Annotated in this window: 17 protein-coding genes; 10 read left to right on the plus strand and 7 right to left on the minus strand. The window is 71.1% G+C overall.

Translation table 11 applies throughout. The features are described 5' to 3' along the window. The first annotated feature begins 208 nt into the window (after positions 1-208). The 5 genes from E0500_RS26305 to E0500_RS26325 all read left to right on the plus strand — a co-directional run bounded on the left by E0500_RS26305 (position 209) and on the right by E0500_RS26325 (position 8,881). Positions 209-3,313, plus strand: coding sequence for a glycoside hydrolase family 2 TIM barrel-domain containing protein (locus E0500_RS26305; RefSeq protein WP_181587137.1), 3,105 nt, complete (start codon positions 209-211; stop codon positions 3,311-3,313). Between the two features lie 187 nt (positions 3,314-3,500). Further along, positions 3,501-5,744 carry a glycoside hydrolase family 9 protein gene (locus tag E0500_RS26310; RefSeq protein WP_131569504.1) on the plus strand — a complete coding sequence of 748 codons (2,244 nt, stop codon included), beginning with the start codon at positions 3,501-3,503 and terminating at the stop codon, positions 5,742-5,744. An 82-nt stretch (positions 5,745-5,826) separates the two neighbouring features. Next, the gene (locus E0500_RS26315) at positions 5,827-6,072 is read left to right on the plus strand and encodes a hypothetical protein (protein ID WP_131569506.1); all 246 of its coding nucleotides are present in this window, start codon (positions 5,827-5,829) and stop codon (positions 6,070-6,072) included. Between the two features lie 3 nt (positions 6,073-6,075). Next, on the plus strand, positions 6,076-6,456 hold the full coding sequence (locus E0500_RS26320) for a toxin Doc (RefSeq protein WP_131569507.1): 381 nt from the start codon (positions 6,076-6,078) through the stop codon (positions 6,454-6,456). Positions 6,457-7,021: 565 nt separating this feature from the next. After that, positions 7,022-8,881 (plus strand): RICIN domain-containing protein, encoded by a 1,860-nt coding sequence (locus E0500_RS26325; protein WP_181587138.1) that lies wholly within the window; start codon positions 7,022-7,024, stop codon positions 8,879-8,881. A gap of 93 nt (positions 8,882-8,974) precedes the next feature. Here the strand turns inward: E0500_RS26325 and E0500_RS26330 are convergent, their stop codons facing one another. Further along, on the minus strand, positions 8,975-10,138 hold the full coding sequence (locus E0500_RS26330) for a lactate 2-monooxygenase (protein WP_131569511.1): 1,164 nt from the start codon (positions 10,136-10,138) through the stop codon (positions 8,975-8,977). Positions 10,139-10,580: 442 nt separating this feature from the next. Beyond that, positions 10,581-10,772: a hypothetical protein gene (locus E0500_RS26335; RefSeq protein WP_131569513.1), complete on the minus strand. Its 192-nt coding sequence runs from the start codon at positions 10,770-10,772 to the stop codon at positions 10,581-10,583. A 332-nt stretch (positions 10,773-11,104) separates the two neighbouring features. On the opposite strand from E0500_RS26335, the gene E0500_RS26340 reads away from it, so the two are divergent. From E0500_RS26340 to E0500_RS26360, 5 genes are all read left to right on the plus strand, one after another. Then, positions 11,105-11,959 (plus strand): sugar ABC transporter permease, encoded by an 855-nt coding sequence (locus E0500_RS26340; protein ID WP_131569515.1) that lies wholly within the window; start codon positions 11,105-11,107, stop codon positions 11,957-11,959. Beyond that, entirely contained in the window at positions 11,956-12,843 is an 888-nt protein-coding gene (locus E0500_RS26345) for a carbohydrate ABC transporter permease (RefSeq protein WP_131569517.1), read from the plus strand. Before E0500_RS26340 ends, E0500_RS26345 begins: the two co-directional genes overlap by 4 nt. An 88-nt stretch (positions 12,844-12,931) precedes the next feature. After that, complete coding sequence (locus E0500_RS26350) at positions 12,932-14,572, plus strand: extracellular solute-binding protein (RefSeq protein ID WP_165935173.1); 1,641 nt, start codon at positions 12,932-12,934, stop codon at positions 14,570-14,572. Between the two features lie 36 nt (positions 14,573-14,608). Continuing rightward, a complete protein-coding gene (locus E0500_RS26355; RefSeq protein WP_181587139.1) occupies positions 14,609-15,688 on the plus strand; it encodes a LacI family DNA-binding transcriptional regulator in 1,080 nt (359 codons plus the stop codon). Further along, positions 15,685-17,583: a DUF2264 domain-containing protein gene (locus tag E0500_RS26360; RefSeq protein ID WP_131572244.1), complete on the plus strand. Its 1,899-nt coding sequence runs from the start codon at positions 15,685-15,687 to the stop codon at positions 17,581-17,583. The genes E0500_RS26355 and E0500_RS26360 overlap by 4 nt, the downstream gene beginning before the upstream one ends. Here the strand turns inward: E0500_RS26360 and E0500_RS26365 are convergent. The 5 genes from E0500_RS26365 to E0500_RS26385 all read right to left on the minus strand — a co-directional run bounded on the left by E0500_RS26365 (position 17,504) and on the right by E0500_RS26385 (position 23,827). After that, positions 17,504-17,968: an STAS domain-containing protein gene (locus tag E0500_RS26365; protein ID WP_131572245.1), complete on the minus strand. Its 465-nt coding sequence runs from the start codon at positions 17,966-17,968 to the stop codon at positions 17,504-17,506. The genes E0500_RS26360 and E0500_RS26365 overlap by 80 nt on opposite strands. A 556-nt stretch (positions 17,969-18,524) precedes the next feature. Continuing rightward, on the minus strand, positions 18,525-19,922 hold the full coding sequence (locus E0500_RS26370) for an MFS transporter (protein ID WP_131572082.1): 1,398 nt from the start codon (positions 19,920-19,922) through the stop codon (positions 18,525-18,527). Then, complete coding sequence (locus E0500_RS26375; RefSeq protein ID WP_131572081.1) at positions 19,919-21,706, minus strand: ABC transporter permease subunit; 1,788 nt, start codon at positions 21,704-21,706, stop codon at positions 19,919-19,921. The genes E0500_RS26370 and E0500_RS26375 overlap by 4 nt, the downstream gene beginning before the upstream one ends. Then, the gene (locus tag E0500_RS26380) at positions 21,703-23,238 is read right to left on the minus strand and encodes an ABC transporter substrate-binding protein (protein WP_181587140.1); all 1,536 of its coding nucleotides are present in this window, start codon (positions 23,236-23,238) and stop codon (positions 21,703-21,705) included. The genes E0500_RS26375 and E0500_RS26380 overlap by 4 nt, the downstream gene beginning before the upstream one ends. 55 nt (positions 23,239-23,293) lie before the next feature. After that, positions 23,294-23,827, minus strand: a complete 534-nt coding sequence (locus E0500_RS26385; protein ID WP_131572364.1) for a GNAT family N-acetyltransferase — start codon at positions 23,825-23,827, stop codon at positions 23,294-23,296. Between the last annotated feature and the right edge of the window lie 269 nt (positions 23,828-24,096).

Genomic DNA, 24,096 nt, shown 5'->3' on the forward strand with positions numbered 1-24,096 from the left:
TGGGCCGATCGGTGCAGCTGCCAGGGCAGGGCGGGCGCAAGTGGCCGGACGGACCCTTGACGCGTCTGCGCGTCACAACGTCAGAATCTGTTTGTTCACGAGCACTTGTGTGTGATCGCTTGCGCTTGTGGGCCCTTGTGCTGGAGGGCTCCTGCCCTGCCTGTGTGCCACGGAATCGTTCACCCGCACGTCCGACGAAGGGATGACCATGACGGTCACGCGCAGGTCGTTACTGATCGCGGGCTCCGCCGCGCCGATGGCAGGCGCGCTCGCGGGCACCGCGTCCGCCGCCGAGCCCCTGGCCCGCCCGGCCGACGCCACCTCGGGGCGCACGATCGACCTCCGCGACGGCTGGCGTTTCGCGCTGGTCAACCCCGGCGGCATCACCGACCCCACCGGCGAGTACTCCGACGCGATGAACCCGGCCTACGACGACTCGGCCTGGCGTCAGGTGGCCGTGCCCCACGACTGGAGCATCGCGCAGACGCCCACCACCGACTTCGGCACCACCAGCGGCACCGGTTTCCTCCCCGGAGGCCTCGGCTGGTACCGCCTCACCTTCACCCTCCCACCCGCCCTCGCCGGTAGACGCGTCTCGGTGGAGTTCGACGGCGTCTACATGGACTCGTACGTCTACTGCAACGGCACCGAGGTCGGCCGTCACCCGTACGGGTACACCGGGTTCGCCCTCGACCTCACCGACCTGCTGCACACCGACGGCACCACCCCCAACGTGATCGCGGTCAAGGTCCAGAACCGGCTTCCCAGCAGCCGCTGGTACTCGGGCAGTGGCATCTACCGCACGGCCCGCCTGGTCGTCACCGACCCCGTGCACGTCCAGCGTTGGGGCACGTACGTGACGACCGAGGAGCTGAGCGGCGAGCGCGCCCTCCTACGGGCCCGGACCACCATCGTCAACGCGTCGGGAACCGCCACGGAGGTCACCGTGAGATCCCGCGTCGCCGACCCCGACGGACGCACGGTCGCCCGCACGGAGTCCGCCGTGACGGCCGCGGCGGACCCCGAGACCGTCGCCCACGAACTCGCCGTACCGGACCCGAGGGTGTGGGACATCGAAACCCCCCGGCTCTACACCCTGCGGACCGAGCTCCGTGTCGACGGCCGCACCGTCGACACCTACGAAACTCCCTTCGGCATCCGCCACTTCACCATCGACGCCGACAACGGCCTCACCCTGAACGGCCGTTACGTCAAACTCCGCGGCGTCAACCTCCACCACGACCTCGGCGCCCTCGGCTCGGCCGTCCACGCCGACGCCGTGGAGCGGCAGCTCGTCATCATGAAGAGCATGGGCGTCAACGCCCTGCGCACCTCCCACAACCCGCCCGCACCCGAGGTGCTCGCGGCCTGCGAGCGACTCGGCATCGTCATGATCGTGGAGGCCTTCGACTGCTGGCGCAGCAGCAAGACCCGGTACGACTACGGCCGCTTCTTCGACGAGTGGTCCGACCGGGACCTCGCGGAGATGGTGCTCGCGAACCGCAACTCGCCCGCCGTCATCATGTGGTCCATCGGCAACGAGATCTCCGAGTTCACCTCCACCGCAGGCCTCACCATCGCGGACCGGCTGATCGCCGGAGTGAAGACGTACGACAGCACCCGCCCGATCGTGATCGGCTCCCACCGGCACCGCAGCGTGCCCGCCGAGGGCTCCCCGGCCGACCTGATCCTCGCCAAGGTCGACGGCCTGGGCGTCAACTACAACACGGCCGCCTCCGTCGACGCCCTGCACGCCCGCTACCCCAGGCTGTTCCTGTTCGAGTCGGAGTCCTCGTCCGAGACGTCGACCCGCGGCACCTACCAGGAGCCCGAGCGCCTCAACACCGGCGAGAACCAGACCCCGGGCAGGCGCGCCACCTCCTCGTACGACAACAACCTCGCCACGTGGACGTACAGCGGTGAGTACGGCCTGAAGAAGGACCGGGACCGGAAGTGGTTCACCGGGGAGTTCCTGTGGTCCGGCATCGACTACATCGGTGAGCCCACGCCGTACGACGTGTTCCCCGTGAAGGCGTCCTTCTTCGGGGCGGTCGACACGGCCGGGTTCCCCAAGGACACGTACCACCTGTTCAGGAGCCAGTGGACGGACGAGCCCATGGTCCACCTGCTGCCCATGAGCTGGAACCACGAGGAGGGCGACACCGTCGAGGTGTGGGCCTACTCCAACGTCGACACCGTCGAGCTGTACCTCAACGGGACGTCCCTGGGCGTCCGGAAGTTCGACCGCAAGAAGACCGTCGACGGACGCCCCTACCTGGAGACCACCGAGACCACCGGCGACGACAAGACCGTCACCTCGGGCCCCTACCCGGGCAGTTACACCAGCCCGAACGGCAGCGCGGGCAAGCTCCACCTCACCTGGAAGGTCCCGTACGAGCCCGGTGAGCTGAAGGCGGTGGCGCGCCGCGACGGCCGCACGGTCGCCACGGACGTTCTGCGCACGGCGGGCCGGCCGTACGCGATCCGCCTCACCTCCGACCGCACGTCCCTGGCCGCCGACGGCCGTTCGCTGTGCTTCGTCACCGCCGAGGTGGTCGACGCCCGGGGCGTGATCGTGCCCGGCGCCGAGCACCTGATCACCTTCGACGCCGACGGCGGCTCGCTGGCGGGCCTCGACAACGGGCGCGAGGAGAGCGCCGAGCGCTACCAGGCGAGCACCCGAACCGCCTTCCACGGCAGGGCACTCGCGATCGTACGGTCCGGCGTCGAGGCCGGCTCCCTGAAGGTGACGGCACGCGCGGACGGTCTGCGGAAGGGCACGGTGACCGTCCGCGTCACCCCGGCACGGTCGAAGTCCACCACACCACCGGCCGTGTTCGAGGCCGAGCACCCGCCTGCCCCGAACTTCCCGTTGGCCGACGCCAGTTACTCGGGCCGCCCAGACACCCTCCCGGCCGCCATGCTCGACGGCGACCCGGCCACCGGCTGGTCCAACGCGTTCAGCAAGGCGGCCACGGCCCTGCTGCCCGCGTTCGACGGCGCCCGCGCGCAGGACTGGGTCTCGGTCGACTGGGGCCGAACCCGTACGGTCGACCGGGCGGAGGTCTCCTTCACCGTCGGCGCCACGCACTCCCTGCCCGCCTCGGTCGAGGTGTCCGTCTGGGACGGCAGGCGGTACGTGCCCGCCCGGGGTGTGAAGACCGACTGGGCCACGGAGTCCGACGCCCCCACGGTGATCACCTTCGATCCGGTGCGCGGCACCCGGCTCCGTCTCCTCCTGACCAGCGCTCACCCGGGCGATGCCAAGGGAGCGGTGCGGATCAGCCGCCTGGAGGTGCCGACGACCGGCTGACCGAAGCACCGAAGCACCGAAGCCAAGCGAAATGCGATGCCGTAACGGTCCGGACGGGAACGAGTCCTGTCCGGACCGTTGACGCGCTGTCATGTCTCGAACAGCATGACCTGCGACCGCATCTGGGAGCGCTCCCACGCCCATGCGCCACCTCTGCGCGCCCCCCATCTCCCCGAGGAGCCCAGACGTGAAACGACGCAGAACCACCCTGCTCTCCGTGACGACCCTCCTCGCGGCGGCGCTCACCGCGTTGCCGTCCGGACCGGCCCAGGCCGAGGAGGTCGAACAGGTCAAGAACGGCACCTTCGACACCACCACCGCCCCCTGGTGGACGACGAGCAACGTCACCGCGGGCCTGTCCGAGGGCAGACTCTGCGCCGGCATCCCGGGCGGCACCGCCAACCGCTGGGACGCCGCCGTCGGCCAGAACGACATCACCCTCGTGAAGGGGGAGTCCTACCGGTTCAGCTTCACCGCGTCCGGCGCGCCCGAGGGAAACGTGCTGCGGGCGATCGTCGGGCTGTCGGTGGCGCCGTACGACACCTACTTCGAGGTCAGCCCGCGCCTGAGCGTCTCGGGCGACGCGTACTCCTACACGTTCACCTCACCCGTCGACACCACCCAGGGGCAGGTCGGCTTCCAACTCGGCGGTGGCACCGACCCGTTCCGCTTCTGCATGGACGACGTGTCGCTGCTCGGCGGGGTGCCGCCCGAGGTGTACGAGCCCGACACCGGGCCGCGGGTACGCGTCAACCAGGTCGCCTATCTGCCCGCCGGGCCGAAGAACGCCACCCTCGTCACCGACGCCACCGCGAAGCTGCCCTGGCAGCTGAAGAACGCCTCCGGTACCACGGTCGCCCAGGGCTGGACCGTGCCGCGCGGCCTCGACGCCTCCTCCGGGCAGAACGTCCACTCGATCGACTTCGGCTCCTACCGCACCCGGGCCAGGGACCTCACGCTGGTCGCCGACGGCGAGACGAGCCGCCCGTTCGACATCGACCCGGGAGCCTACGAACAGCTGCGGCTCGACTCGCTGAAGTACTACTACACCCAGCGCAGCGGCATCGAGATCCGCGACGACCTGCGCCCCGGCTACGGCCGACCGGCCGGTCACCTGAACGCCGCGCCCAACCGCGGCGACAAGGACGTGCCCTGCCAACCGGGCGTCTGCGACTACACGCTCGACGTCACCGGCGGCTGGTACGACGCCGGAGACCACGGCAAGTACGTCGTCAACGGAGGCATCTCCACCTGGGAGCTGCTGTCCACGTACGAGCGGTCCCTGCTGGCCCGCACCGGGCGGGCCGAGAAGCTCGGCGACGGCACGCTCGCCCTCCCGGAGAGCGGCAACAAGGTGCCGGACGTGCTGGACGAGGCCCGCTGGGAGCTGGAGTTCCTGCTGAAGATGCAGGTGCCGGCAGGACAGCCGCTCGCGGGCATGGCGCACCACAAGATCCACGACGAGCAGTGGACCGGACTGCCCCTGATGCCGGACGCCGACCCGCAGAAGCGCGAACTGCACCCGGCGACCACGACGGCGACCCTGAACCTCGCGGCCACCGCCGCACAGGCGGCGCGCCTGTACAAGCCGTACGACCAGACCTTCGCGGCGAAGACGCTCGCGGCGGCGAGGACGGCCTGGGCGGCGGCCCTAGCACACCCCGACACCTACCCCGACCCGAACGACGGCACCGGCGGCGGTACCTACGCCGACGACAACGCCACCGACGAGTTCTACTGGGCGGCCGCCGAGCTCTATCTCACCACCGGCGAGAAGGAGTTCGCCGACTTCGTCCTCGGCTCCCCGGTCCACACGGCCGACCTCTTCGGCAGCCTCGGCTTCGACTGGTCCAGGACGGCCGCCGCGGGCCGCCTCGACCTCGCGACGGTCCCGAGCGCGCTGCCCGGCCGGGACAAGGTGCGCCAGTCCGTGGTCAAGGGCGCCGACCGCTACCTCGCCACGCTGAAAACACAGGCGTACGGCATGCCGTACGCACCCGACAACAATCTGTACGACTGGGGCTCCAGCCACCAGGTCCTCAACAACGCGGTGGTCATCGCCACCGCCTACGACATCACGGGCGCGTCGAAGTACCGTGACGGGGCGATCCAGAGCATGGACTACATCTTCGGCCGCAACGCGCTGAACATGTCCTATGTGACGGGCTACGGCGAGGCCAACGCGCACAACCAGCACAGCCGCTGGTACGCCCGCCAGCTCGATCCCGGCCTTCCGAACCCGCCGCGGGGCACGCTCGCCGGAGGCCCGAACTCGAGCATCCAGGACCCGTACGCACAGAGCAAACTCCAGGGCTGTGTCGGTCAGTTCTGCTACATCGACGACATCCAGTCCTGGTCGACGAACGAGCACACGATCAACTGGAACGCCGCGCTGGCACGGATGGCGTCATTCGTGGCGGACCAGACCTAGGGCCCTTCTGTCGGTACCGCGTGCAACAGGTCCTGACCTGCGGGTATTTACGAGTCAGTACCCACGCGGTACCGTGAGGGGCATGCCAGCTCTGAATGTGGAGTTCAGCGACCGCGAGCTAGAGGACCTGCGGCAGATGGCCAAGGAGCGCGGTACGTCGATGAAGGCCCTCGTGCGCGAGGCCGCCGCGGCCGACATCGTGCGCCACCGGGCGCTGAAGGAGGGCGCCGAGGCGTTCCGGCAGTTCTTCACGGCGCACGCGGATGAGTTCGCCGCCGCGTTCCCGGAGGACGAACCGGTCGACAAGGACGAGGGGCGGGCCGTCTGACCGATGGCTCCTCCCGTCATCCATATCGACGTGCCCTGGCTGCTTCAGCGCCACGAAGAGCTCCTGCCCGACCAGCCGACGGTCGACGACTTCTCCGCCCTCGTCGCCGCCGTGGCCCGCCACCGCGTCGACCCGCCGCGCCTCGGCGTGGACTCCGACCCGGCCTGGCGTGCCGCGGCACTGCTGCACACACTGGCCCTGCTCAGGCCCCTGCCGTCCGCCAACGCCCGCTTCGCCTGTGCGACCGCCGTGTCGTACATGTTCGTGAGCGGTGCCGGGATCGATCCGCCGTACGGCGCTCTCGTGGACCTCGCGCGCGATCTGATCTCCGACAAGGTCGATGTGTACGGCGCCGCGGACCGGCTGCGGTCCTGGCAGATCTGAGCGTTCCCGCACAAGCCCTCGGGCGGGAGGATCAGGCCTTCGAGCGGTCGATCCCAGCCGACCACGGAATGCGTGTTCCTCGGAAGCGTGTGCGCTCCGTCCGGGTGCGTGTCCCCTTCGCCCGGCGCGCAGCACACGCGAATACCCGTACGAGCCGGACGAGTTGACGTCTCGACAGGCGCGGCAAGGCCATGATCGGAGACATACGGGAGGCATCGGTCACCAGCGCCGAAGAGGGCTCTCGCCATTCATGTGTCGAGCAGGACACGTTTTGACTTTCCTTCAGCAGGCCGGATGTTGCCCAAGTGCCTTGTTAGCCGCGAGTTACTTGTGCAAGGGTGAACTTCCCTGCGTACGGGCATTGGCCAGGTCTGAAACGCCGCTCGGCTTCTCGGTTCGTCGACGGGCCCAAAAGGTCCTCGGCCGGCGGCCACCGTGCGGCTCTGTCAGTCCCCTCGGGCCGTTTTCCCGGCGCACCGCCGAAAAAAGGTCCGCACCAATCAGGCGCTCTTTTTCGGTAACCACCTCTGTGTGCCGCCTTTGCGCCTCGGAAGGAAACCGCTCTGTGCACACCCCCCAACCCCCACGCCCGTCCTATCCGCCGCGCCCCGGCGTGATTCCCGGGGTATCGGACGAGAACCTCGCCGCCCAGCTGAGAGGCCGGCCGGAGAGCGAGGCCGGCGACCCCGTCGCGGTGCTGATGGCACGGCACTGGCAATCGACGCACGACTACGCGGTCATCTGCCTCGCTTCTTCGGCGAACGCAGCCTCGATGGTCACGGCCGCCTCCTTCCACCGGGTGCTGGAGGGGCTGATACGGGGGGAGTCGGGCGTCGCCCTGCGCCCCCGCCTCCTCGTGACCGTGCGGGACATGGTCAAGGAGTGGTCCGCACAGGACGAGCTCTCCACCGTTCTGCCGGACCTGAGAAAACCCGCCGGGGGCCGCGGCATGCGCGCCGCGAAGTCCATGACGCCGGACAATCGCAAGCTCGCCGAGCGTTCTTTTCAGGCCCTGCCCGGACTCGCCCAGTGTCTGCTGTGGCACACCGAGGTGGAAGCGGAACCGATCACCATTCCCGCCGGGCTGCTGGGCATGGACCCCGACACCGCGGCGACGGCACTGGAGCAGGCCCGCGAACAATTCCGCCAGGGCTGTGTCCGCGCCCATCGGGAACTCGCGCCGGGCAAGGACTGCCGCTTCTACAACCGGCTGCTGGATGTGCCGATTCGGCGCGGCGGCGCTCTGCTCCCCGATGTGCAGCAACATCTGCTGGAGTGCCGCTACTGCCGTTACGCCGCCGAGCAACTCAGCCATTTCGAGGGATCCCTGGCAGGTCTGCTGGCCGAGGCCGTGCTCGGCTGGGGCGCGCGCCGCTACCTCGACTCGCGGCCCGACCGCGGCTCGCAGAGCGGTTTGCGCCAGGGTGGTGGCCGACGCGCCGCGAACAACGGCCGGCACCGTCTGCTGTCCCGCATCCCTCCCCAGCGCCGTGCCCGCGGCACGGCCGCACCGCGCGTCAACGGCAGGGCCCTGCTCACCGGTGTCGGTGCCGCCTCGGGAGCCCTGATCGCGCTCGTCCTGTCCATCGCGATGCTCTCGGACGACGGCAGCGGAGCCGATCCCGCCGCGTCGACCAGCGCCAGCGGCGGACGCAGCACGGCACCCGACCCCGGGACCACGCCCGCGCCCACGTCGTCCCCGCCCCCCGACTCGGCAGGCATGTCGACCACCCCCGACCAGACCCGGCTGCGCAACGTCGACGCCGACCTGTGTCTCGACATACGCGGCGGCAAGGCGAAGGAGGGCGCCGCGACCGAACTCGCCGTGTGCTCGTCCGCCTGGACACAGAAGTGGTCGTACGAGGACGACGGCCAGCTGCGCAGTGTCGCCAGCCCCGAACTGTGCCTGGACTCCCACGTGGACGCCGGGGTGGTCGTCCTGGGTGAGTGCACCTCAGAGAAGTCCGACCGTGCCGAGGACGTGCGCTACGACCTCACCGTGCAGGGCGAGTTACTGCCCCGCTGGGAGGAGGAGCTCGCCGTCGCCCCCACCAACTCGGACCCGAAGGCCGACATCGTGGTGAAGGTCCGCGACGGCTCGGACACGCAGCGCTGGGCGACCGACGGCGCGTCGGCCACCCCCGAGTCCCTGTCGATCGCCGGCTCCGACGCCCCGCGGGCCGAAGCCAGCGCCACGGGAACGCCCCTCGCCGAGCTCGGGAGCCGGGTACGGGCCCCGGAACCGGTGGGCGACCCGGACCTGACCGGTGCGCTGGAGCACCTGGAGGACGGCACGATCATGTCCGTCGGCGACAGCACGGTTTCGGCCGACGACGCGGCCTCCGCCGCCGATGACACGAGCAACGCGCCTGCCCTGCCGCCGGCGGCGCGCCGGCCCGCCGCGGGCAGCGACCTGGTGACCTGACGGGCGGGCGGGGCACCCTGGCAGTGCAGGGTGCCCCACTCCGTACGGCCGTCGGCGCGGGCGGGCCGGAGAGATATGACGCGCCCTCGGACTTCAGGCCTCCTCGATGTCGTCGGCGCCGACCGTGCCCGGCCCGGCGTGCCCCGACAGCGCGAGTGTCAGGTCGAACTCCGCGAGCAGACAGCGGATCACGTGCTCCACGCCCGCCTGGCCGTCGAGGGCGAGCCCGTACACGTACGGACGCCCCACGAGGACGGCCTCGGCGCCCAGAGCGAGCGCCTTGAAGATGTCGCCGCCCGTTCGGACGCCGCTGTCGAAGAGCACGGTCATCCGGTCGCCCACGGCGCCGGCCACTCGGGGCAACGCGTCGGCCGCCGCGATCGATCCGGCCACCTGGCGGCCGCCGTGGTTGGAGACGATCACGCCGTCCACCCCGGCATCGAGGGCGAGCCGGGCGTCGTCCGGGTGGAGGATGCCCTTCAGGGCGATCGGGCCGTCCCAGTTCTCCCGCAGGAACGCCAGGTCCGACCAGGTCTTGCCGGGGTCCGAGAACAGGTTCACGAAGTGCAGCACGGCCGCGTTCGGGTCCTCGTGGACGGGCTTGGCCAGGCCCGCCTGGAACGCCGGGTCGGAGAAGTAGTTGGCGGTGCCCACGCCGTGCAGGAACGGCAGGTACGCCTGGTCGAGGTCACGCGGCCGCCAGGCGAGCAACGGCGTGTCGAGGGTGACGACCAGGACGGAGTACCCGGCCGCCCTCGCCCGGCCGAGGAAACTGCGTGCCACCTCCGGGTCCTTCGGCCAGTACAGCTGGAACCAGCGTTCCGCATCACCCATCGCCTCCGCGACCTGCTCCATGGGCGTGCTGGAGGCCGACGACAGCACGTACGGCACGCCCTGCGCGGCGGCGGCCCGGGCGGCCGCGGACTCCGCCTCCGGGTGCATGATCGACAGCACACCCACCGGTGCCAGCGCCAGGGGCGCGGGCAGCGCGCGGCCCAACACCTCGGCGGACAGGTCCCGTTCGTGCACGTCGCGCAGCATCCGCGGCACGATCCTGCGCCGCTCCAGCGCTGCCCGGTTGGCGCGGGCGGTGCTGCCGTCACCCGCGCTGCCCGCCACGTAGCCGGCCGGACCGGGGCCGAGCCGCTGCTCGGTGAGCTCCTCCAGCCGTGTCAGATCGGTGGGCAGCCGTGGCACGGCACCCCCCAGACCGTTCAGATAGATCTCGTACTGGAAGTCGGCCCAGTGCTTCGCCATCGGTACGTCCCGCCTCTCGTCGCAAAACCACTGTGCTCGCGTCCGTTCGCGGGACGCTCGATTCCTTCAGCCCCCGGGAGTGGACAGCTCCTCACTGAATGTTTCAGGCCGATTACTGAACCGCACGAATCCAGCCAGGCGGACACCTCAGACGATCACCAGGCGCTCAGTTCCGGGCTTCACTCGATCAAGGTCCGTGACATCACGCCACTACTTCAACACTCAAAGTTACTGAAACCCATGGGGTCGACGTGCCTTTCCCGCCCGGAGTCGGCAGACTCGCGCTCCGAGCGTTGTCATCACGTTCCGAAGGCCGGGGTCGCGGGGTTCCCGTGAGCGGCTACCGGGCTCGCGGATGGGGAGTGCGAGCCCACCACGGGAACCGTGCGGTCTCCGCACCGGGGGCCGGCCGACGGAGTGGGGCCGTCGGCCGGCCCCTGGATCACTCGGGCGCGACGGTCCAGTGCCCGACCTCGCGGTAGCCCGAGTCGTACACGGCGGAGCCGTCCCCGGGCCTGAGGTCGTAGTGGTGGAGGTTGCCGCCCCAGTACCGCAGGATCCGGCTCAACTCCTGCACGGTGGTGCCCTCGTTCCAGTCCGCACCGTCCAGCTCGACTTCGAGAACGAATTTCACGTACGCGCCTCCCTCTCCGTCGTCCGGCGCCTTCCGGCACCTCCTTCAATCGTTTCATTGAAGTACCTCTTGAGGCTTCGCCCGTGACGCCACAGGCCAGGAACACGCTGTCGCACCGTCAGTCGCGAGTCCTGTCAGAAGTGTTGACCGGGATCTGAAAACGTTTTAACTTCCCCTCACTCGACACCCCGAGGTGAGGAGGCTCCGTGGCGGCGTTGCTACGGGAGCGCACAGGTAGGACGTCGGTGACTCCTTCACGACACCGCCCCACCCGCGCTCGTACCAAGCGAAAAGGTTTTCACGGCCGTAGGAGCCGGACGCTGTTCCTGCTCATGCTGCCCGGGCTCGCGTACTTCCTCGTGTTCCACTACGGCGCGCTCGTCGGCAACCTCATCGCCTTCAAGGACTATGTGCCGTTCGACGGCATCTGGGGCAGCCCCTGGGTCGGCCTCGGCAACTTCCAGCGGATGTTCGAGGACGACGCGTTCTGGGACGCGACCCTCAACACCGTCTGGATCGCGCTCCTCCAGATCGTCTTCTACTTCCCGGTCCCGCTCGCCCTCGCCCTGCTGCTGCACACGCTCACCTGGAGCACGGTCCGCCGTTTCGTGCAGTCGGTGGCATACCTGCCGCACTTCATCTCGTGGGTGATCGTCGTCGCCCTCTTCCAGCAGGTCCTCGGCGACACGGGCCTGGTGAACGGCTACCTCGGTGACGCCGGCCTCAGCACCGTCGACATCATCGGCAACCCCGACGCCTTCCAGCCGCTCGTCGTCGCCCAGGTGATCTGGAAGGACGCCGGCTGGGGCACGATCATCTTCCTCGCCGCGCTCTCCCAGGTCGACGAGCAGCAGTACGAGGCCGCCGCCATCGACGGCGCCGGACCCTGGCGGCGCTTCTGGCACGTCACCCTGCCCGCGATCCGCCCGGTCATCGTCCTGCTGCTGATCATGCGGCTCGGCGACATCCTCTCCGTCGGCTTCGAGCAGATGCTGCTCCAGCGCGACGCGGTCGGCCCCGAGGCCGCCGAGATCATCGACACCTTCGTCTACTACCAGGGCATCGTCGGCGGCGACTACGGATTCGCCGCGGCCGCGGGCCTGTTCAAGGGCGTGGTCGGCGCCCTGCTCGTCTACGCGGCCAACAAGGTCGCCCACCGCCTCGGCGAACAGGGGGTCTACAAGTGAGCGCGCACACCCGGCCCGGCTGGATGGAGAAGCCGAAGCCCGTCACCCAGGCGGCCAAGATCCTCGCGCTCGCCGCGGTCGTCCTGCTGGTCTGCGTGCCGTTCCTGGTCATCCTGTCCACCTCGCTCGCCTCCCAGCGCGAGGTGATCGCGAACGGCGGCTGGGTGCTGTGGCCGCAGAACCCCACGCTGGGGGCGTACGAGGACATCCTCGACGGCGGCATCGTCACCCAGGCCCTCGGTGTCAGCGCGGGAGTCACCGTCATGGGCACCCTGCTCAGCCTCGCCTGCACCGTGACCCTCGCCTACGCCCTGTCCCGCCCCGGCGTCTTCGGCGGCAAACCCGTCCTGCTGCTCGTCCTGTTCACGTTCCTCTTCCCACCGGGCATGATCCCGAGCTTCCTGCTGGTCAAGGAGCTCGGACTGCTCGACTCGTACACCTCACTGGTGCTGCCCGTCCTCGTCAACGTCTTCAACCTGGTCGTCCTGCGCGGCTTCTTCCAGGGCATCCCGGAAGAGCTGTACGAGGCGGCCCGGCTCGATGGCGCAGGGGACTGGCGCGTGCTGTGGTCGGTGGTCCTGCCCCTGTCGAAGGCGGCCCTCGCCGTCGTCGGCCTCTTCTACGCGGTGGCGTACTGGAACTCCTGGTTCTACGCCTCCCTCTATCTGGAGAGCGACCACTGGCCGCTGCAACAGGTGCTGCGCACCTATGTGGTGGCCGGTTCCGGGATCACCGACACCACCACCGGCGAGGCCACCGTCAACGCCCCGCAGACCGTGCAGATGGCCGTCCTCGTGATCGCCACCGTGCCGATCCTGCTCGTCTACCCCTTCCTCCAGAAGTACTTCACCAAGGGCGTGCTCACCGGCGCCATCAAGAGCTGAGCAGACCCACCCGTACAGCTGACGCGACGTCAAGAGCCGTGCTACGAAAGGTCGCTTGCCCATGTCCCCGCAGCCATCGAAGCCCTCTATGTCCCGGCGCACCCTGCTGCGCTCGATCGCCGTCGGCGGAGCCGCACTCGCCGTCCCCGGCACGCTCACCGCCTGCTCCTCGGGCTCCGACGACGGTGACGTCTCCAACGCGGGCAAGAAACTGGCCTCTTGGCCCGCCTACGTCCCGTTCTCCGGCCCGAAGCCCGACCTCGCGCCCACCGAGGAGGGCGTCCAGGCCGGCTACACCGCGTACCCCTCCGACCTGGTGACGGCCGTCCCCGACAAGCCGGGAGACGGCTCGACGATCAGGGTCATGTCGGTGTCCTTCGGCGTGCCACCCAAGCCGGCGTCGGCCAACCAGTTCTGGGCGGCAGTAGAGAAGGCGCTCGGCGTGAAGATCGAGTACACGATCATCTCGCAGACCGACTACCAGAAGAAGATGGGGACCGTGATGGCCGGTGACGCCGGCGATCTGCCCGACATCATCAACGTCTTCTCCGGGTTCGTCCTGCCCCGCGAGGCCCAGTTCGTCCAGCGCCGCGCCGAGGACCTCACCCCGTTCCTGTCCGGGGACGGCGTCAAGGCGTATCCGAACCTGGCGGGCATCCCCACCCACGCCTGGCGCGACATGGGCCGCATCGGCGGCCGGGTCTACGGCATCCCGCTGGAACGACCGCTGCCCGGCTCCACCCTCTGGGTCAACCAGGGCTTCTTCACCGACGCGGGCATGAAGGAGGACTGGACCTCCGAGGACTTCGCCGCCGTCGCCAAGAAGGGCACGGGCGGCAAGAAGTACGCCCTCGGCGCCGCCACCGGATCCGTTTTCGGCAACGGCTACCACTCCGCCGCGCACAACGCCCCGCAGGGCTGGGCCGTGGACAAGGACGGCACCTTCCAGTCCAACTTCACCGACGAACGCTACAAGGCCGCCGTCGCCTACCAGGCCCAGCTGCGCAAGGACGGCTCCTATCACCCCGACGCCACCTCGCTCTCCCAGCCGGACCTGGTCACCCTCTGGCTGAACGGGACCGTCGGCTCCATGCAGGACGGGTTCGGCGCCTATCTGCCCAAGTTCCTCGACTCCAAGGGACTGCTCACCCCGGCGGCGGCGCTGCCGTACAGCGTCGGCGGCGAAACGGGCGGCATCGTCGCGGCCCGCCGTTCCTTCGGCTACACCATCCTCAAGCAGGCGAAGAAGGAACGGATCGAGCTGCTGCTGCGCGTCCTCAACTACCTTGCGGCGCCCTTCGGTTCTAAGGAGTGGGAGCTCGTCCACTACGGTGTCGAGGGCACCCACTTCACCCGTGCCAAGGACGGCTCACCCGAACCCAACGAACTGGGCAAGGTCGAGAACAACACCAACCTCCCGCTGAAGTACCTTGCCGAGGGCCCGCAGGTGCTCTTCGTACCGGGCATGCCCGACGCCGTACGCGCTCTGCACGCCTGGCAGCAGAAAACCGTGCCGTACGCGATCCGCAACGCCTCCTACGGCCTGCAGTCCCGCACCTACACCGCCCAGGGCACCACGCTGAAGGCCCTGATGGACGACACCGCGACCGGCATCATCGCGGGCCGTGTCCCGCTCTCGGAGTACGACGCGGCCGTGAAGAAGTGGCGGGACCGCGGCGGCGACAGAATGGCCGAGGAATTCGCCGAGGACCACGCGGCCAACAGCTGACGTGCGGCGACGGACGGCCGGAGGGAGACGCGGGGGATGGGAAGCGACATGACGGCGTCGAAGGGGCGGGTCACGATCCGCGAGGTCGCCGAGCGGGCGGGCGTGTCCGTGGCCACCGTCTCGCGGGTGCTCAGCGGCAACTACCCGGTCCCGCCCGCGACGAGGACCCGGGTGCTGCGCGCGGCCCGCGACCTCGACTACGTCGCCAACGCGCACGCCCGCGCCCTGGTCGGCGGCGGCCGCAAGATGGTCGCCGTCGTCCTGCGCCAGGTCACCAGCCCCTTCTACGCCCAGGTCGCCGAGGGCGTCGAGGCGGAGGCCGCCGCCCGTGGCTGGCTCTGCCTGGTCGGCACGACCGGCGGCGACCCCGGGCGCGAGCTGGAGTTCGTGCAGCTGATGCGGGAGGAGGGCGCCCGGCTGGTGATCCTCGTCGGCGGGGTCGTCGAGGACGACGCCTACCGCGAGCGCGTCGCCCGCTACGCGCAGGCCCTCGACGCCTCCGGCGCCCGCCTCGTGCTGTGCGGACGGCCCGCCCCCGACCCCGGCATCCCCGCCCTCGTCGTGGAGTTCGACAACGAGGCAGGCGCCCGCGCCATCACCGGCCACCTGCTCTCGGCAGGCCATCGCCGTATCGTCTTCCTCGGCGGACTGCCCGGCAACACGGCCCTCGACGCCCGCGTCGCCGGCTACCGGGCCGCGCTCGCCGAACACGGCCTGCCGACCGATGCCGCCCACGTCATCGACTGTGGCCTCGGCCGAGCGGCAGGACACCGAGCCATGTCCGAACTCCTCAAAGCCACAAGGGAGTTCACCGCTGTCTTCGCGGGGGACGACATGGTGGCCGCCGGCGCCCTGCGGGCCATCGCCGACGCGGGGCTGCGCGTGCCGCACGACATCTCCGTCGTCGGCTACAACGACATCCCGCTCGCCGAGGACTTCAACCCCCCGCTCACCACGGTCCGTACCCCCGCCGAGGAACTCGGCCGGGCCGCCGTCCGCATCGCTCTGCGCGACCCCGACCACACCGCGGGCACCCACCACCTGCTCGGTACCCACATCGTCGTCCGCGACAGCGTCAAGCCACCCCCGACTGACGGAGGACCAACCCCCGTATGACCGCGCCGCACGTGTCGCTCACCGGCCTGCCGCCCCTCGACCCCGCCCGCTCACCCGTCACCGGCTGGACCCGCGCCCACTGGGAGGCGACGGCCGACCGCCTCCTGGAAGGACTCCTGCCGTACGCCTCACCCGGGTTCGCCCAGTACCGACTGCCCGGCCGCGCAAGCTACTCCGGCCCTTGGTCCGACGGACTGGAGGGCTACGCCCGCTCCTTCCTGCTGGCGGCCTTCCGTATCGCGGGCTCCCAGGGGCGGGTCGGTCCGGAACTGATCGAACGGTACGCGGCCGGGCTCGCCGCCGGGACGGACCCGTACGGCGAGGAACGCTGGCCGCCGATCACGGACCGCGGCCAGCCCATGGTCGAGGCCGCTTCTCTCGCGATCGCCCTGCACGAGTCCCGGCGGTGGCTGTGGGACCACCTCGACGACCACGTCCGGGAACGGGTCGCCGAGTGGCTGGGCGGCTTCGTCGGCGCGCGGGCCAACGACTCCAACTGGCGCCTGTTCCAGGTCGTCACCGAGGAGTTCCTGGCCTCGGTGGGCGCTGCGCACAGCCGCGCCGAGATCGACGGCGGACTCACCCGGCTGGAGGACTGGTACCGGGGCGGCGGCTGGTACACCGACGGCGACGGACGCAAGTTCGACTACTACAACGCCTGGGCGCTGCACCTGTATCCGGCCCTGTGGGCGCGCATCGCCGGACCGCGCGCCAACCCCGCCCTGGTGGACCGGCACCGTGCGCGACTGCGTGAGTTCCTCGCCGCGCACCAGCACTTCTTCGGCTCCGACGGCGCCCCCGTCCACCAGGGCCGCTCGCTCACGTACCGCTTCGCAGCCACGGCCCCGCTGTGGGCGGGGGCTCTGGCGGACGCGACCCCCCTTCCTCCGGGCCGCACCCGCCGCCTCGCCTCCGGCGCCCTCAAGCACTTCGCCGATCACGGAGTCCCGGACGAACACGGCCTGTTGAGCCTGGGCTGGTACCGGCCGTTCCTCCCGGTCACCCAGCGGTACTCGGGCCCGGCCTCCCCGTACTGGGCGAGCAAGGCGTTCCTCGGTCTGCTGCTGCCCGCCGACCACCCCGTATGGACGGCCCCCGAGGAACCGGCCCCGGTCGACACCGACGACACCTGCCTGCCGCTGCCCGCCCCGGGCTGGCTGCTGCACTCCACAGCCGCCGACGGGATCGTACGACTGGTCAACCACGGCACCGACCGACTGCCGCCACCGCCCGCCGAGTCCGAGGACAACCCGCACTACACGCGGTTCGCCTACGCGAGCGCGGCGGCCCCCGACACCGCGGGCCCGGCCATCGACAACCACATCGCCCTGGTCGCCCCCGACGGAACCGCCTCCCGGCGCGGGCGCATCCACGCGCTCGGGATGACCGGACGCCGGGCGGCCTCCTGGCACACGGCGTCACTGGCGGGGGAGGAGCACCGGATCGAGACCACCAGCGTGGTGCACGGCCCGTGGGAGGTGCGGGTGCATCGCGTCGGGGGACCGTACGGGGTGGCCGTGTGCGAGGGCGGTTGGGCACTGGCCGACGACCTCCGGCCGCCCGAGGCGGCGACGGGGCCCGGGTGGGCGTGGGCGCGGCGCACGGACGGACTCGCCAGCACCGTCGTCGCCCTGCACGGCTGGGACACCGAGACGCACGGGGCGGTCACGCACGCGCAGGAGGCCAACGCGTACGGGGTGCACTCGGCGACTCCTCACCTCGTGCTGCCCGTTCACCCCGGAGGAGTGCACCTGCTGGTCACCCTGGTAGTGCTGGGCGCCGATCCGGAGGGGGCGCGCGGAGCGAGCGCGCGGGTCACTGGGGAGGGGGCTGTGGTGATTCGCTTTCCAGACGGCGTGGAGGAGGAAGTTCCGCCAGTGGGGGAAAGCGATTGAGCAGTCCGGCGGCGCGCAGCAGCCGGCGCATACGGGGCAGGTCGGAGACGATCCGCAGTCGGCCCCCGCGCTCCCTCGCCCTGGCCTCGGCCCGGCACAGCAGCCGCAGGCCCGAGCAGTCGAAGAACGTCACCCCGCGCAGGTCGACCAGAACATCCGGTTCGGCCGGCGCAGTGGCGGCGTCGAGGTGCTCGGCCACGAAGTCCGCGGTCGCCATGTCGATCTCGCCCAGGACCTCGACCACGGTGAACGACCCGGTCCACCGGCTGTGGGCGTAGGGGTTCGCCGGCAGGGGCCGCGCACAGGCGCTTTTCGGAACGGGCCGTGACATGGCGGCCGTGTCCTCGGGCGGGTCGGCGGCACGGTCGTGGTCTTCCGGCGGCATCTCGGCTCCACCTCGGGACGGTAGGGCGCATTCGATCTCGGTAGCTACCCCGGCCGGGGCGGCACCATCCCTGCCGCGCCGACCGCAAGATCTAGTTCACTCGACAAGGTGAACTTCGAGCCAAAGTATTGACTTTTGCAAGGAGGTGCTGCCGCAAGGCGCCCTGATCCAGCGGAAGTTGACACCCCGCTCATGGCGCATTCCAGGGGGCGTTTCGTCTGCCGGGTTCTGTCGGGAGGCGGCTGCGGGTTCGTTGTGGCTGGTCGCGCAGTTCCCTGCGCCCCTGAAAGCCACAGGCGCGCCCGCCGCCACAACGCACCGCGAGCTCCGTACACATCGCCGCACCAAAGGCAACGTGGGCGGCACCCGCCCCCACGCACAGGCAGCCGCCTACGGACGTAAGGGGGTGTGCCGGGAGGTGTCCGCCCGCAGCGGCCGGCGTCCGCCGCCGAGCACATACGACACCCCACAGACCCGCCGGACCGAGGACGGAGACCTCCCGGCGCGCACCCGACCCACGACGAAACCGCAGGCGCCCAAGCCACAACGGCGCGGATTACCGGCGACGAGGGAGGAGTGCCACGGACGCGACGGGGATCGCGGCGAGGACGAGCCACGGCACGGCCGGCGGGAGTTCGGTGTCGAGCAGGGAGCCCGTGGCCGAGCTGCCCACCAGGACGATCAGCCCGGACACCGACGACATCGCGCCCGTGTAGAGGCCCAGGCGTCCCTCCTCGGCCAGGTCCGGCACCCAGGCGCGGGCGGCGGGCGCGACGAGCATCTGGCCGAGGGTGAGCAGGACGACGAAGCCGGCGGCGGGCAGCAGGCCCACGGTCCCCGTCCACCCGGCGGGCCGCGCCGCAGCGACCACCCCGAAACCGGCGGCGATCAGCAGCAGCCCCGCCCCCATCGAGCGGCGCAGGTCGAGACGGTGCGCGGTCCAGCGGGTGACCGGCAACTGGGTGGTCACCACCAGCAGCGACGACAGCGCGAACAGCCACGCCAGCGGCGCCTGCGAGCCCGACGTGCGCTCCACCTCGTCGGGGAGGATCAGATACAGCTGGTTGTACGCGAGCAGATAGGCGCCGTACGCGCAGCACAGCGCCAGAAAGCGGCCGTTGCGGCTGAGCGAGCGCAGGCCGCCCCCAGAGCGCTTCTGATGGATCTCCGCGGCGTCGCGGCGTCCAGCACGCATGCTCGCCGCACGCCGCGAAGGGACAGGTGGCTCCGCCACATGACCCTCCACACCGCACGCCGATCGCACGCACCGGACGCCGCTCCTTCCTCCACGGAGATCCATCAGAAGCGCCCTGCCCCGCACACGCACCCGGCCGGGTATGTGCTGCGGCAGGAGCCGGAAGTGCCCGGCCAGGACGAGGACGAAGACTCCGGCGCCCGCGAGGCACACCGCACGGAAGTCCACCGCCAGCAGAGCCGCGCCGAGGAGGGGGCCGACGAAGGCTCCGGCCTGTCCCGCCACCGTGAACAGGGCCAGCACGTTCGTACGGGAGCCGCCGCCGGACTCCTCCCGGAGCACCGCCTGCCGGGCCACCTCGGACTCGACGGCGGGGGAGAAGAGGGCCGCGGCGAAGCCGATCAGCAGGACAGCGCCGATGACCGCCCAGGACTGCGCCGCGTACCCGAGCCACACGAACCCGGCGATCCGCAGCACACAGCCCGCGAGGACGACGGGCCGTACGCCGTACCGGTCGGCCAGCGCACCGCCCACCACGAACAGGCCCTGCTGGCTGAAGGTGCGCAGCCCCAGGACGAGGCCGACCATCCAGCCCGCCAGGCCGATCGCGGTGCCGAGGTGCTCTGCCAGGAAGGGCAGCACGGCGAAGAAGCCGATGTTGAAGGCGAGTTGGGTGAGGATCAGCAGACGCAGCAGGGGGCTGAGCCCCCTCCAGGTGTGCAGGCCGCGCCCCGTCGCCCGTGTCGTTCGCTCGGTCATCCGGACTCCCTGGCGCCGGCGCCGGCGCCGGGGCCGACGGCCGTGGCGGGCTTCGGCTGTCGTACGGTCACGGCACGCCGGCGTGGCAGTCGTACGCCACGTGCCATCTCGACCGCCAGGACACCGAGGAGGGCGAGGACCGCGGCGGGCGCGAGGACCGCCCAGGGGGCGCGCTCGACGTACGGCTGGTTCTCGGCGAGGAGGAGGCCCCACTCGGGGGCGGGCGGCTGGGTGCCGAGGCCGAGGAAGCCGAGGGCCGTGAGGGCGAGGGCCACGGAGGGCAGGCGGAGCAGGGCGTGCCGGGTGACCGGCGGGAGGACGGCGGGCAGGAGTTCGTGGCGGAGCAGGTACCACCGGTCCGCGCCGAGTCCCTTCGTGGCCGTCACGTGTGTGGTGGCCCGCTCCTGTTCCAGCAGGGCGGTGGTGTGCGCGGCGAGCGGGGCCCAGGCGACCGCGGCGACCGCGAGGGCGGGTGTCGCGGCGCCGCTTCCGGCGACCGCCGCTGTCAACAGGGCCACGAGGACGGGCGGTACGGCGTTGACGGTGTCCACGAGCGGACCGGACAGCCGCGGCAGAAGGCCGAGCACGACGCCGGTGAGCAGCGCGGCGGCGCTGATCGCCGACGCGAGGGTGAGCGTGCCGAACGCACCGTGCCCGATGCGGGCGAGGACGTCGCGGCCGAGCGCGTCGGTGCCGAACGGGTGGCCCCAGGACGGGGGTTGGAGCCGGGCACCGGTGTCCAGGGCGAGCGGGTCGCGCGCCAGGCCGACCGCGATGACACCGAGCAGGACGGCCCCGTACAGCAGTGGGGTCGCCCTCGGGACGGGCCGCGTGGGCCGGTGCAGGGACAGGAGGGCACCGTCGCGCAGGGCCGGGCCGACGAGCATGCGAGCGGTGAGCCGGGCGAGGGCTGCGGCTCCGGCGGCCAGCAGGACCAGGGCGAGCGTCCCGGCCTGGAGGACGGGCAGGTCCTGGGCGATCGCGGCCTGGAGGGTGGTGCGGCCGAGTCCGGGGATGTCGAAGATCTGCTCCACGGCGACCGCGCCCCCCGTGAGACCGACGACGAACAGGCCGGTGTTCGGCAGGAGTCCGGGCACACAGCGGCGCAGCGCCTGCCGGGCGACGGACCGGCCGGGTACGCCCCGTGCCGCGGCGGCCAGCGCCCAGGGCTCGGCGAAGGCGCCGGGCAGCATGTCGTCGAGCATCCGGCCGAGCAACGCACCAGCGGGCAGACCGAGAGCGATGGCGGGAAGCAGCGTCCAGCGCGGCCCGTACCAGCCGAGGGCGGGCAGCCAGCCGAGGTGCACCCCGACCACGGCGGCCAGTACGGACGCGGTCAGGAACTCGGGCAGTGCGGCCAGTACCGCCGACGTGCCGCCGCCTCCCCCGCGTTCGTCGAGCCGGCGGCGCGAGCCGAGCCACAGGGTGCGCGCGGTGATCGCCGCCGCCGTGGCCGCCGCGACGACGAGCGCGACGGTCATCAGCAGGAGCGAGACGCCGAGGGCCTGGAGGACCGCGGGGCCCACCTCGTCCCCGGAGATCCACGACTGTCCCGCGTCACCGCGCGCCAGCCCGGCGAGCCACTGCCACAGAAGGTGCGAGGGGTCTACGTCCAGGCCCAACTGCTCCCGTACGGCGGCCAGCACCTCGGGGTCCGGGATGCGTTCCGCCGAGCGGGCCTTGAGGACGGTGAGCGCCGGGTCGGTGCGCGACAGCCACGGCAGCAGGCCGATGGCGCACAGGAGGGAGGCGGCGAGCAGGGCCCGCCAGAGTATCCGGCTCAGCGTCGCGTCCCCGTGTCCATGAGCGTGCGCTCGTACGGGTCGAAGACCACTCCCTGCACGGAGGTGCGGACCCCGGTGATGATCTGCTGGTGGACCAGGGGAACCACGGCGTCCGTGCCGAGGATCGCGGCCTCCGCGTCCATCACCGCCTGCTGCCGCTTCGCGCTGTCGGACAGCCCCTCGGCCTCGGCTACGGCCCCGTCGACCTCCTTGTCGCAGAGCAGCGAGAGGTTGTAGCCGCCGTCGCAGGTGTAGTCACTGGCGAGGACGGACACCGGGTCACCGGTGTCGAGGAGGGTGTTGCGGGCGGCGACGAACGCGTCGAACTTCCCTGCCAGGGCGTCGCTTTCGAGCCGCGAGTACTCGCGCACCTCCAGCTTGACCTTGAATCCGGCCTTCTCCAGCTGCTGCCCGAGCACCTGGGCGACCTCGGGCAGTTCGGGCCGGTTGTTGTACGTGGCCACGGTCACCGATGTGCCGTCCGGCTCGGCGGCCCCGGCTCGCCCGGCCGGCTTGACGCGCTTGTCGGCGGCCCAGGTGACGGCGGGTCCGAACACTCCGGCGCCCGGGTCGGCGTACCCCTCGTACACGTCCTTCGCGAACACGGACGTGTCGACGGCCCCACGGGCGGCGGCCCGGAGCGCCGGGTCCTTGAAGGGACCTTTCTTCGTGTTGAGGTGGAGGCTCGTGGTGCGGGTGGTGGCCGTCTCGTGGCGGGTGCCCTCGTCCAGCGCGGCCGCCTGGGAGACGGGGACGGCCTCGGCGATGTCGGCCTGGCCGGTGCGCAGGGCGTTCGTGCGGGCCGTGCCGTCGGATATGAACCTGGCGTCGATGCCGGAGGCCTGGGCGCGGCCGCCCCAGTAGTCGTCGTACCGGTCGAGGGTGGCTGCGGTGGTGCCGGAGACCTTGGTGAGCTCGAAGGGGCCGGTGGCGGTGCCGGTGGGGTCGGGCCTCCTGCCCTTGTCGCCACCGCCCCCGCTTTGGCCGCTGCCGTACGCCTTGGGCGAGAGGATCGCGAGGCCCGGGCTCGACAGGCGCAGGGGCAGGGCGGGGTCGGCGTTCCCGGTGGTGATGCGCACCCGACCGCCGTCGGCCTCGGCTGCCTTGAGGGTGACACCGGCGAGCGCGGCCGGTACGGGCTTCGCCTCTGTCGCGTGGGTGAGGGCGGCGGCGACGGCGGCCGGGGTGACGGCGGTGCCGTCCTGGAAGGTCGCCTCGCGCAGCGTGAACAGCCAGGTCCGGTCGTTCTCCCGGGTCCACGACGCGGCGAGCGCGGGGGCCGCCGAACCGTTGGCGTCCAGTTCGGTGAGGCCCTCGGTGACGCCGAGGCGGCTGAGGAGGGTGGCGTCGGCGCCGTACGGGGAGAGGTTCTCGGCGGGCGGGAACGCGAGGGCGACGCGGAGGCGGGAGCCGCCCGCGGCGTCTTCTCCGGCTGCTTCGCCTCCGGACGCGAAGCAGCCGGTCGTCAGTACGGGGGTGAGCAGCAGGCCGACGAGCAGTCGGCGCCGGGGGACGGGGCGCGTGGTCCTCATGGGGTGGGTCCTCATGGGGTGGTTGGCGTGGGGTGGGTCGGCGTGGGGATGGTGCTCATGCGGAGGGCTGGGGCTCGGTCCGCCGGTCGCGGGTGGCCCCTTCGGGGATCTCCACGGCGGGCTGGAAGGAGGAGATCTCGAAGTGCACCACCCGCTGTCCGGTCTCCTGCCGTTCGTCGCACACCACCTCGCCCAGCGACCGCCAGAACGCCTCGGCGCCGGGCACGTCCGGGTCGGTGTGCAGATAGACGGAGCGGTAACCGCCGTCCGCCGCCGCGAAGTCCAGCAGCGCGGCCACCAGTCGACGGGCCAGGCCGCGTCTGCGGTGGTCGGGGCGCACGTAGACGCGCCGCAGCTGTGCGGTGGTGCCTGGCGGGTAACGCTCCGCCAATCGACGGGGGTTGGGGGGATGAGCCGGGCCCCGTGAGTCGAGTGCGGCGGTGGCCACGACCTCTTCGTGCTGGTCGTCGACGGCCACCAGCAGGGTGTGGCGCGCGGGAGCGACGTACGCGCCGTGGAGGTCGATGATGTCGCCGTGCCACCGGGGCACGTAGCCGGTGCCGAAGTCCCGGTAGACGGTGTCGAGCATCACCGCTCGGGCGCCGTCGAGGTCGTCGGGGGCTGCTTCCCTGATGCTGTGGCCCCGGCCATTGATGCTCTCTATCTGCACCTGCGCATCATATGCATTAAGGATTGCGCTTGATGATCGGGGGATCGGGGGACCGGGGAGATGGATCGGGGGCGGAGGGGATCGGAGATGTGCGCCGTCTGATCGGGGGCGTGCGTCCTGTGCTCTGGGCGTGCGTGACTCGTAGGCACTCTCGTGCTGCATGTTCGTGCGCGCCGCACGCGTGCCGG

The sequence above is a fragment of the Streptomyces sp. KM273126 genome (assembly GCF_004337435.2).
Classification (GTDB): domain Bacteria; phylum Actinomycetota; class Actinomycetes; order Streptomycetales; family Streptomycetaceae; genus Streptomyces; species Streptomyces acidicola.

What these genes read in the sequence shown, in the direction of transcription:
- E0500_RS26360 (WP_131572244.1), top strand. Translation starts at nt 15,685, where the DNA reads ATGACCGCGCCGCACGTGTCGCTCACCGGCCTGCCGCCCCTCGACCCC.
- E0500_RS26380 (WP_181587140.1), bottom strand. Translation starts at nt 23,238, where the DNA reads ATGAGGACCACGCGCCCCGTCCCCCGGCGCCGACTGCTCGTCGGCCTG.
- E0500_RS26355 (WP_181587139.1), top strand. Translation starts at nt 14,609, where the DNA reads ATGGGAAGCGACATGACGGCGTCGAAGGGGCGGGTCACGATCCGCGAG.
- E0500_RS26320 (WP_131569507.1), top strand. Translation starts at nt 6,076, where the DNA reads ATGGCTCCTCCCGTCATCCATATCGACGTGCCCTGGCTGCTTCAGCGC.
- E0500_RS26315 (WP_131569506.1), top strand. Translation starts at nt 5,827, where the DNA reads ATGCCAGCTCTGAATGTGGAGTTCAGCGACCGCGAGCTAGAGGACCTG.
- E0500_RS26370 (WP_131572082.1), bottom strand. Translation starts at nt 19,922, where the DNA reads ATGACCGAGCGAACGACACGGGCGACGGGGCGCGGCCTGCACACCTGG.
- E0500_RS26340 (WP_131569515.1), top strand. Translation starts at nt 11,105, where the DNA reads ATGCTGCCCGGGCTCGCGTACTTCCTCGTGTTCCACTACGGCGCGCTC.
- E0500_RS26305 (WP_181587137.1), top strand. Translation starts at nt 209, where the DNA reads ATGACGGTCACGCGCAGGTCGTTACTGATCGCGGGCTCCGCCGCGCCG.
- E0500_RS26330 (WP_131569511.1), bottom strand. Translation starts at nt 10,138, where the DNA reads ATGGCGAAGCACTGGGCCGACTTCCAGTACGAGATCTATCTGAACGGT.
- E0500_RS26365 (WP_131572245.1), bottom strand. Translation starts at nt 17,968, where the DNA reads ATGCCGCCGGAAGACCACGACCGTGCCGCCGACCCGCCCGAGGACACG.
- E0500_RS26350 (WP_165935173.1), top strand. Translation starts at nt 12,932, where the DNA reads ATGTCCCGGCGCACCCTGCTGCGCTCGATCGCCGTCGGCGGAGCCGCA.
- E0500_RS26385 (WP_131572364.1), bottom strand. Translation starts at nt 23,827, where the DNA reads ATGCTCGACACCGTCTACCGGGACTTCGGCACCGGCTACGTGCCCCGG.